At 71.7% G+C, this 9818-nt stretch carries 8 protein-coding genes and 1 pseudogene; 8 read left to right on the forward strand and 1 reads right to left on the reverse strand.

The window, feature by feature from the left end; genetic code table 11:
* Nucleotides 1-278: 278 nt before the first annotated feature.
* The 8 genes from ABZ656_RS36950 to ABZ656_RS36985 all read left to right on the forward strand — a co-directional run bounded on the left by ABZ656_RS36950 (nucleotide 279) and on the right by ABZ656_RS36985 (nucleotide 8282).
* Nucleotides 279-584, forward strand: a complete 306-nt coding sequence (locus ABZ656_RS36950; RefSeq protein ID WP_101398958.1) for a hypothetical protein — start codon at nucleotides 279-281, stop codon at nucleotides 582-584.
* A 227-nt stretch (nucleotides 585-811) separates the two neighbouring features.
* Nucleotides 812-1975 carry an acyl-CoA dehydrogenase family protein gene (locus ABZ656_RS36955; RefSeq protein WP_101398957.1) on the forward strand — a complete coding sequence of 388 codons (1164 nt, stop codon included), beginning with the start codon at nucleotides 812-814 and terminating at the stop codon, nucleotides 1973-1975.
* Complete coding sequence (locus tag ABZ656_RS36960; protein WP_101398956.1) at nucleotides 1972-2880, forward strand: bifunctional MaoC family dehydratase N-terminal/OB-fold nucleic acid binding domain-containing protein; 909 nt, start codon at nucleotides 1972-1974, stop codon at nucleotides 2878-2880. The genes ABZ656_RS36955 and ABZ656_RS36960 overlap by 4 nt, the downstream gene beginning before the upstream one ends.
* A 1-nt stretch (nucleotide 2881) precedes the next feature.
* A complete protein-coding gene (locus tag ABZ656_RS36965; protein ID WP_360274050.1) occupies nucleotides 2882-3913 on the forward strand; it encodes an acyl-CoA dehydrogenase family protein in 1032 nt (343 codons plus the stop codon).
* A 182-nt stretch (nucleotides 3914-4095) separates the two neighbouring features.
* Nucleotides 4096-4491, forward strand: coding sequence for a MaoC family dehydratase (locus ABZ656_RS36970; protein ID WP_101398954.1), 396 nt, complete (start codon nucleotides 4096-4098; stop codon nucleotides 4489-4491).
* Complete coding sequence (locus ABZ656_RS36975; protein WP_168509585.1) at nucleotides 4488-5657, forward strand: lipid-transfer protein; 1170 nt, start codon at nucleotides 4488-4490, stop codon at nucleotides 5655-5657. The genes ABZ656_RS36970 and ABZ656_RS36975 overlap by 4 nt, the downstream gene beginning before the upstream one ends.
* A 254-nt stretch (nucleotides 5658-5911) precedes the next feature.
* Complete coding sequence (locus tag ABZ656_RS36980; RefSeq protein WP_101398952.1) at nucleotides 5912-6457, forward strand: SigE family RNA polymerase sigma factor; 546 nt, start codon at nucleotides 5912-5914, stop codon at nucleotides 6455-6457.
* A 148-nt stretch (nucleotides 6458-6605) separates the two neighbouring features.
* Nucleotides 6606-8282: a long-chain fatty acid--CoA ligase gene (locus ABZ656_RS36985; protein ID WP_360274054.1), complete on the forward strand. Its 1677-nt coding sequence runs from the start codon at nucleotides 6606-6608 to the stop codon at nucleotides 8280-8282.
* Between the two features lie 101 nt (nucleotides 8283-8383).
* Here the strand turns inward: ABZ656_RS36985 and ABZ656_RS36990 are convergent.
* Nucleotides 8384-9818 (reverse strand): annotated as a pseudogene (locus ABZ656_RS36990) (nickel transporter); the annotation flags it as partial.

A 9818-nucleotide genomic window follows, 5' to 3' on the forward strand; every position in this document is an offset into this window, starting at 1 on the left:
GCCGGAACGGTTCCTCCCTTGCGGTGCCGGGGATCGAGCTGTCCGACCCGGTCCGATCCGGTCTGAGCTGGGGTTTCTTGTCATGAAGAGGGTTTATCGACATGTACTCACGCTTGAGGGCGAATCACGGCTTCCGGGGTGGTTCGCCGGGGATTCGGTGGGCAACTCTGGAATCGCGACGTCGTGATCAGCGCCGGGGCGGTCGGCCAACCGCCTTGGAACGAGCAGTGCTTCCCGGTTCGCGCCGGTCCGTACATCCGGTTCTTGGAGGAATTCACATGGCAAGCATCCGTACCGCCCGCATTCTCGCCGCCGTCTCGGCCCTGCCCCTCGCCGCCGCTCTCTTCACGGGTGTCGCCGCGGCGGACAACGGCGCATTCGCGGACGACGGATCGAACGCGGGCGTGGCAACCGTCAGCGGCAGCGGGGTCGGACACAACAACAGCGGCAACTCCTCCACCACGCAACAGCAGGCGATCGGCTCCGGGGCCTCGAACCAGAACAACACGGCCCAGGTCAACGACTCCGCGTTCACGGCCATCGACCAGTCGACCGCCGTCGTCAACTTCACCAACCTCTGGTGAATCGGGGCCGATTCGCCCGCTCTCGACGGGCTCATCGGCCTTGTAGCACCGTGTGGGGTGCTCCGTGGGGTGGAAACGCGTCTGCGCGACGGCACTTCGGTGCCGTCGCGCAGACGTTTTCGCGTGTCGTCCTCGGCGGTCCCCTCCGGTCGTGACCTTGACAGCTTCCGCTATCTGACGGACAGTCAGAAAACCTTGTTCGCACGAGGTCCGGGAGGGCCGCCGCCGTGCACCTCGCCCCCACCGAGCGCCAGCAACGGCTGCGCGCCGAACTGCGTACGTACTTCCGGGACCTGATGCCCGAGGGTCCCCCGCCCGCCGGCGACCCTGACAGGCAGCGCGCGCTGCTGCGTCGCATCGGCGCCGACGGACTGCTCGGCATCGGCTGGCCCGTCGCGTACGGGGGCCAAGGGCGCGGAGCCGACGAGCAGTTCGTGTTCTTCGACGAGGCGTACCGGGCCGGAGCGCCGGTTTCGATGGTCACGCTGAACACCGTCGGACCGACCCTCATGAAGTACGGGAGCCAGGCGCAGAAGGAGTACTTCCTGCCGCGCATCCTCAGGGGCGACCTCGTCTTCGCGATCGGGTACTCGGAGCCATCGGCGGGCACGGACCTGGCCTCGCTGCGCACCCGCGCCGTGCGGGAGGGCGAGTCCTGGCTGATCGACGGGCAGAAGATCTTCACCTCCAACGCCCAGCATGCCGACTGGATCTGGCTCGCCTGCCGTACCGACCCCGACGCGTCCAAGCACCGGGGCATCTCGATCGTCCTCGTGCCCACGGACGCGCCGGGCTTCTCGTGGACACCGATCGAGACGGTGGGCGGGCTGACCACCACGGCCACGTACTACGACGGCATCCGCGTCCCCTCCTCGAACCTCGTCGGCGAGGAGAACGGCGGCTGGGAGCTCATCACCAACCAGCTCAACCATGAGCGGGTCGCGCTCGCCGCGATCGGCATGCAGGCCGAGGATTTCTACGCGGCCGCGCTGCGGGCGGTGCGCACCCCCGATCCGGTGACGGGACGGCGTCGGGTTGACGAGCCCTGGGTGCGTTTTCGGCTGGCCGAGGTGCATGCCCGGCTGGCGGCATCACGCCTGCTCAACTGGCGTTTGGTGGGGGAGGTCGGGGCCGGCCGGCTGGCCCCCGGCGACGCGAGCGGGGTGAAGGTCGCGGGAACGGAATCGGCGGTCGCTTCGTACCGAATGTGTCAGGAAGTCGTGGGTGCGGAGGCACTGGTGCGCTCCGGGTCGCCGGGTGTGTTCGGGGACGGCGAGCTGGAGCGGATGAACAGGGCGGCGCAGATCAACACGTTCGGGGGCGGGGTGAGCGAGGTGCAGCGGGAGATCGTGGCGACCATGCGGCTCGGGATGACGAGGGGGCGGCGGTGAGCGACGAGGCGGCCGGGCCGGCGGCGCGGCTCAAGGCGTACGAAGGGCGTGCGGCTGCCGTCGCGGGCGTGGGCAAGGACCCGGTCAACGAGCCGATGATCCGGCACTGGTGCGAGGCGATGGGCGACACCAACGCGGCGTACACGGGTCCGGACGCCGTGGCGCCGCCCACCATGCTCCAGGCGTGGACGATGGGCGGCCTGTCCGGGCACGAGGGCCGCTCGGACGCGTACGACGAGCTGCTCGGCCTGCTCGACGAGGCCGGGTGTACCTCCGTGGTGGCCACCGACTGCGAGCAGGAGTATCTGCGTCCGCTGCGGCCCGGCGACGAGATCACCTTCGACGCGGTGATCGAGTCGGTCTCCGAGCGCAAGACCACCAAGCTGGGCACCGGGCACTTCGTCACGACACGGATGGACGTACGGGCGAACGGGGAGCCGGCGGGTACGCACCGGTTCCGGATCCTCAAGTACGCCCCGGCACGCACCAAGTCCAAGGCGGCCCGGCCGCGACCGGTCGTCAACCGGGACAACGCCGGGTTCTGGGAGGGCGTCGGCCGCCACCAGCTGCTGATCCAGCGGTGCGGGGGCTGCGGGACGCCGCGGTTTCCCTGGCTGCCGGGGTGCGGCGCGTGCGGCTCCCCGGAGTGGGACACGGTCGAGGCGAGCGGAGACGGGACGGTCTACTCGTACGTCGTCATGCACCACCCGCCGTTCCCCGCCTTCGACCCTCCGTACGCCGTGGGCCTGATCGAGCTGGCCGAGGGCGTCCGGATCGTCAGCAACGTCATCGGGGTGCCGTACGACAAGGTGCGGATCGGTATGCCCGTGCGGCTCCGGTTCGAGCGGTACGACGAGGAGCTGGTGCTGCCGGTCTTCCGGGCCGGTGCGGAGGGGGAAGGCTGACATGGACTTCACGCCCACCGAGGAACAGACGGCCGCCCGCGACCTGGCCGCGCGGATCTTCGGCGACCTCTCCACCCCGGAGCGGCTCGCCGCGGCAGGCACCGGCAGCGACGCCGAGACGTGGAAGGCGCTCTGCGCGGCCGGGCTGGTGGCGGCCGTCGCGGAAACGGGGCTGCTCGGTCTGGTGCTGCTCCTGGAGGAGCAGGGGCGCACCACGGCCCAGGTGCCGTTCGCGGCAAGCTGTGTGTACGGGCTGCTGGCGGTGTCGGCCCATGGTTCACCGGAGCTGCGGGAGCGGCTGCTGCCGGGGATCGGGGACGGGACGGCGGTGGTGTGCGGGGCGGTCTTCGAGCCGGGGGGCGTACGGGCGGACGCGGCGGGGCGCTTGAGCGGAGTCGCTCCTGTGGTGCCGTGGCTGCGGGACGCCACCCATGTGCTCGTCGCGGACGACCGGCGCCGGTTGTTGCTCGTACGGGCCGCTGACGCGCGGTGCGCGCCGGCTGAGCTGACGGCCCCCTGGGCGGCGGGACGGCTGACGCTCGACGGGACGCCGGGTGAGCCGGTGGGCGGGGCGGACGCGTACGACGACGTGCTCGCCACCGCCCGGACCGCCTTCGCGGGGCTGCAGGCCGGCGTGTGCGCCGGGTCGCTGGCACGAGCCGTGGAGCACACCAACACACGCGAGCAGTTCGGACGTCCGCTCGCCGTCAAGCAGGGTGTCCAACTCCGGGCCGCGGACGCGTACATGGACACCGAGGCGATACGGGTGACGGCGTACGAGGCGGCGTGGCGGCGCGACGAGGGGCTCGCGTACGCGACACACGCGCTGACCGCGGCCTGGTGGGCGTCCGAGGCGGGGCAGCGGGTGGTGCACACGGGCCAGCATCTGCACGGAGGGACGGGCGCAGACCTGGAGCACCCGGTACACCGGCACTTCCTGTGGGGGCGGCAGCTTGACGCGTATCTGGGGTGCGGGAGCCAAGTCCTCCAGGAACTGGGGGAGCTGATCGCGAGCGGGGAGGAGGAGACATGAGGGCCGGGGAAGGGGAGCGCGTGCGGGGCGAGGGGCGCCGCGTCCGGGCCGGAGAGGGCGAGCGCGTGCGGGGCGGAGAGGGCGGGTGTGTGCGGGGCGGAGAGGGCGAGCGTGTGCGGGGCGAGGGGCGCCGCGTTCGGGGCGGAGAGGGCGAGCGTGTGCGGGGCGGAGAGGGCGAGTGTGTGCGGGCCGGTGACGAGCTGCCGCCGCTGGAGATCGAGATCACGCGCACGCTGATCGTGGCCGGGGCGATCGCGTCCCGGGACTACCAGGACGTGCACCACGACGCCGAGCTGGCACGGCACAGGGGCTCCCCCGACGTCTTCATGAACATCCTGACCACCAACGGCCTCGTCGGGCGGTACATCACGGACCACTTCGGGCCGGACGCCGTCCTCCGCAAGGTGGCCATTCGGCTGGGGGCGCCCAACTACCCCGGCGACACGATGGTGTTGACCGGCAGGGTCGAAGAGGTCGAGGACGGCACCGCGACCGTGCGCGTCGTCGGGGCGAACGGCATCGGCAGACATGTGACCGGGACCGTGACGGTCACCCTGCCGCCCGGAGGTGTCTCGTGAGCGTGCGCACGAGGGACCGGCTCGGCGGCCGGGCGGCGATCGTCGGGATCGGGGCCACCGAGTTCTCCAAGGACTCCGGGCGCAGCGAGCTGACGCTCGCCGCGGAGGCGGTGCGGGCGGCGCTCGACGACGCGGGGCTGACACCGGCCGAGGTGGACGGGATGGTCACGTTCACCATGGACACCAGCCCGGAGATCACCGTCGCCCAGGCGGCCGGGATCGGCGAGCTGTCCTTCTTCTCCCGGGTGCACTACGGGGGCGGGGCGGCCTGCGCGACCGTCCAGCAGGCGGCGCTCGCGGTGGCGACCGGGGTGGCCGAGGTCGTGGTCTGCTACCGGGCGTTCAACGAGCGGTCGGGGCGGAGATTCGGGGCGGGGGTGCAGCAGCGGGAGCCGTCCGCCGAGGGGGTCGCGCTGGGCTGGGCGCTGCCGTTCGGGCTGCTCACCCCGGCGTCCTGGGTGGCGATGGCGGCCCAGCGGTATCTGCACACCTACGGACTGACGCCCGAGGCGTTCGGCCACGTCGCCGTGGTGGACCGCAAGTACGCGGCGACGAACCCGGCGGCGTACTTCCACGGCAGACCGATCACCCTCGCCGAACACGCGGCCTCGCGGTGGATCGTGGAGCCGCTGCGGCTGCTGGACTGCTGCCAGGAGACGGACGGCGGCCAGGCGCTGGTCGTCACCTCCCTGGAGCGCGCCCGGGAGCTGCCGCACCCACCCGCGGTGATCTCCGCGGCCGCCCAGGGTGCGGGCCGGGCGCAGGAACAGATGACGAGCTTCTACCGGGACGAGCTGACCGGGCTGCCGGAGATGGGGGTCGTGGCGCGCCAGCTGTGGCGGACCTCGGGGCTGACCCCCAAGGACATCGACGTGGGCATCCTGTACGACCACTTCACGCCGTTCGTGCTGATGCAGCTGGAGGAGTTCGGGTTCTGCAAGCCGGGGGAGGCCGCGGACTTCGTCGCCGAGGAGCGGCTGCCGCTGAACACCCACGGGGGCCAACTCGGGGAGGCGTATCTGCACGGGATGAACGGGGTGGCGGAGGCCGTACGCCAGCTGCGCGGCACGTCCGTGAACCAGATACCGGGCGCCCGCCGCACCCTGGTCACCGCGGGCACCGGGGTCCCCACGTCGGGGCTGATCCTGGGAGCGGACGGGGGATGAGTACGCTGTCGGGCTCGCTCCGCTCTCCGTGCGTCGCGGAGCCCCTGGGGCCTCTCCGGGACACCCCGGGCAGTACGGCAGCCGCCTCCGTACTACTGCCGTATGGGTCCCTCAGGGGTGAACCCTCAGGGTGCAGGGGCCGCTCGTCCACCCTCAGGAGGTGGGGCCAGCCCCCCTCCTACAACCTGAGGGGGACATCCCTTCGGGACCTGCGGCCGATCCGAAAAGGTAGGGGTCACTCCTAGCGTGGAGCCATGACCACACTCGTCTGCACCAGCGGTTCGAACGTCGGGACGCGGACCCCTCCGTACCCGTCGTTCTCGTCGTACATGAAGGCACGCCAGCCGGTGCTGCTGCGTACCGCCCGCTCGCTGACCGCGAACCCGAGCGACGCCGAGGACCTGCTGCAGACCGCGCTGACCAAGACCTACGTCGCGTGGGAGCGGATCGAGGACCACCGCGCACTCGACGGCTATGTACGGCGTGCGCTGCTGAACACCCGGACCTCACAGTGGCGCAAGCGCAAGGTCGACGAGTTCGTGTGCGACGAACTGCCGGAGCCGGAGGGCGTCCCCGCCGGAGACCCGGCCGAGCAACAGGCGCTGCACGACGCGATGTGGCGCGCCATCATGAAGCTCCCGGCCCGGCAGCGGGCCATGGTCGTCCTGCGGTACTACGAGGACCTCAGCGAGGCGCAGACCGCGGAGGTACTCGGCGTCTCCGTCGGCACGGTCAAGTCGGCGGTGTCACGGGCGCTGGGCAAGCTGCGCGAGGACCCCGAACTGGAACCCGTGCGCTGACCTTCGGCAGATCCGGGCCCAACGGCCCCCGCGGGAAAGTTCCCGTCCGCGCCCAACGACCCCTGTGACCTGATCGATCGTCCGGAGCTAGTGACATACCGCGTGGTATGTGCGCAGAATCAGCGCATCCCTTACCGCCTCGTAGGCAATGTCGCCCCGGGAGGACGCCGTGCTGAGCACGATGCAGGACGTACCGCTGCTGATCTCGAGGATCCTGACCCATGGGTCGGCCATCCACGGCACATCGCAGGTGATCACCTGGACGGGTGAGGGAGAGCCGCAGCGCCGTTCCTACGCCGAGATCGGCGACCGGGCCGCCCAGCTCGCGCACGCACTGCGCGAGGACCTCGGGGTCGAGGACGACGACCGTGTGGCGACGCTGATGTGGAACAACGCCGAGCACGTCGAGGCGTACTTCGCGATCCCCTCCATGGGCTCCGTCCTGCACACGCTCAACCTCCGCCTCCCCGCGGAACAACTCGTCTTCATCGTCAACCACGCCGCCGACCGTGTGATCATCGCCAACGGCTCGCTGCTCCCGCTGCTCGCGCCGCTGCTCCCCCATCTGCCGACGGTCGAGCACGTGGTCGTCTCGGGCCCCGGTGACCGTTCGCTGCTCGAGGGCGCGAGCGTCCAGGTGCACGAGTACGACGAGCTGATCGCGGGCAAGCCGACGACGTACGACTGGCCGGAGCTGGACGAGCGTGCCGCCGCGGCCATGTGTTACACCTCCGGCACCACCGGCGACCCCAAGGGCGTCATCTACTCCCACCGTTCGATCTACCTGCACTCCATGCAGGTCAACATGGCCCAGTCGATGGGGCTCACCGACCAGGACACCTCGCTCGTGGTGGTCCCCCAGTTCCACGTCAACGCCTGGGGTCTACCGCACGCCACGTTCATGACCGGCGTCAACCTCCTCATGCCGGATCGTTTCCTCCAGCCCGCGCCGCTCGCCGAGATGATCGAGTCCGAGCGGCCGACGCACGCCGCGGCCGTCCCCACCATCTGGCAGGGCCTGCTCGGCGAACTGCATGCCAAGCCCCGGGACGTCTCCTCGCTCACCCAGGTCACCATCGGCGGCTCGGCCTGCCCGCCCTCCCTCATGGAGGCCTTCGACAAGCTGGGCATGCGCGTCTGCCACGCCTGGGGCATGACGGAGACCTCCCCGCTGGGCACGATCGCCCGGCCGCCGGCCAGTGCCATGGGCACGGACGAGGAGTTCGCCTACCGCCTCACCCAGGGCCGCTTCCCGGCCGGCGTGGAGGCCCGCCTCACCGGACCCGGCGGCGAACGCCTCCCCTGGGACGGCGAGTCCGCGGGCGAGCTGGAGGTGCGCGGCCCCTGGATCGCGGGCGCGTACTACGGCGGCCAGGGCGCCGAACCGGTCCGTCCCGCCGACAAGTTCAGCGAGGACGGCTGGCTCAAGACCGGCGACGTCGGCACGATCAGCCACGACGGCTTCCTGACTCTTACCGACCGCGCCAAGGACGTCATCAAGTCGGGCGGCGAGTGGATCTCCTCCGTCGACCTGGAGAACGCGCTGATGTCCCACCCGGCCGTCGCGGAGGCCGCCGTCGTCGCCGTCCCCGACGACAAGTGGGGCGAGCGTCCTCTCGCCACGGTCGTCCTCAGGGAGGGCGCCACCGCCGACTTCGTGTCGCTGCGTACCTTCCTCGCCGAGGAGGGCAAGATCGCCAAGTGGCAGCTCCCCGAGCGCTGGACGATCATCGAGTCGGTCCCGAAGACGAGCGTCGGCAAGTTCGACAAGAAGGTGCTGCGCAGGCAGTACGCGGAGGGCGCGCTGGACGTCACCCAGCTCTGAGGTCCTCGGCGACAGAATGACGGTTGGGGTGCTGTTTCACGTGAAACAGCACCCCAACCTTCGTGTGAATGGACCCAGTTCGAGGCCCGGAGCGCAGCGGGTCAGTTCGTGCCGATGCGCGCCAGCAGATCCACGATCCGGTCCTGCACCTCGGCGCTCGTCGAGCGCTCGGCGAGGAACAGCACCGTCTCACCCGCGGCGAGGCGCGGCAGTTCGGCCTGGTCGACAGCCGCGGTGTAGACGACGAGCGGGGTGCGGTTCAACTGCCCGTTCGCCCGCAGCCAGTCCACGATCCCGGCGCGCCGACGCCGTACCTGCATCAGATCCATCACGACCAGGTTCGGCCGCATCTGAGACGCCAGCGTGACCGCGTCCGCGTCCGTGGACGCCCGCGCCACCTGCATTCCGCGCCGCTCCAGCGTCGAGGTCAACGCCAGCGCGATCTCCGCGTGCTCCTCGATGAGCAGCACGCGCGGCGGGTGCTGCTCGGAATCCCGCGGCGCGAGCGCCTTCAGAAGTACGGCCGGATCGGCGCCGTACGCCGCCTCCCGCGTCGCCTGCCCCAGTCCCGCTGTCACCAGTACCGGGACCTCGGCGGCGACGGCGGCCTTGCGCAGCGACTGCAGCGCGGTGCGTGTGATCGGACCGGTCAGCGGGTCCACGAACAGCGCGGCCGGGAACGCGGCGATCTGCGCGTCCACCTCCTCGCGCGAGTGCACGACGACGGGCCGGTAGCCGCGGTCGCTCAGGGCCTGCTGGGTCGTCACGTCCGGCGCGGGCCACACGAGGAGGCGGCGCGGATTGTCCAGCGGCTCCGGGGGCAGCTCGTCGTCCACGGGCCGCGGCTGCGGCTGGTCGGCGACCTCGACCGCGCCACCGGGACCGTCCAGCGGCTCAGGACCCTCGTCGGCGTTCTTGTCCGGGGCCCCTATGGCGTACGACCGACCGGCGCCCTCGGTCGCTCCGGGCAGCCTCGGCCCGGGAGCCGTGGCGGTCTGCCCGGCCTGCGGGTGCGGGCGCGCCGTCGTTTCGGGGCGCTCGGCGGCGGGCTCGGGGGGAGTGCCGAGCTTGCGGCGGCGGCCGGAGCCGTTGGTCTGGTGCGGGGGAGGCGTGGCGGTCTGCTGCGCCTGGGCCTGGGCCGGTACGGCCCCCGGCTGGCGGCTGAACGGTACGCCCTGCCCGAGCGTCCGCACGCTGAACGCGCGCCCCTGCGTCGAGTTGGGGTCGACCGGCGCGGCGGCCTCGGCGGGCAGCGGCTGGGCGATCCGCGGCTGAGCCCCCGGCCGGGGCACCTGCTGTGCGGGTTGCTCCGGCGGGAGGGGCGTGCCGGCGGCAGGAGTCTGCGCCTGCGGCTGAGCCTGGCGCGCGGCCGCCGCCGCTGGGGCGGCCGCGCCGGGCGCTACGGGCGCTCCGGGAGTGCCGGCGCCGGAGGTGTCGTCGGCGGTCGGGGCCGGCCAAGGGGCCGGGGCCTGCGCGGGGACGGCCTGTGCCTGGGCTCCGGGTGCCGGGGTGGCCGGTACGGGGACGCCCTTGGCC

Origin of the sequence: Streptomyces sp. NPDC007095 (assembly GCF_040634475.1) — a bacterium.
In the GTDB taxonomy this organism is placed as follows: domain Bacteria; phylum Actinomycetota; class Actinomycetes; order Streptomycetales; family Streptomycetaceae; genus Streptomyces.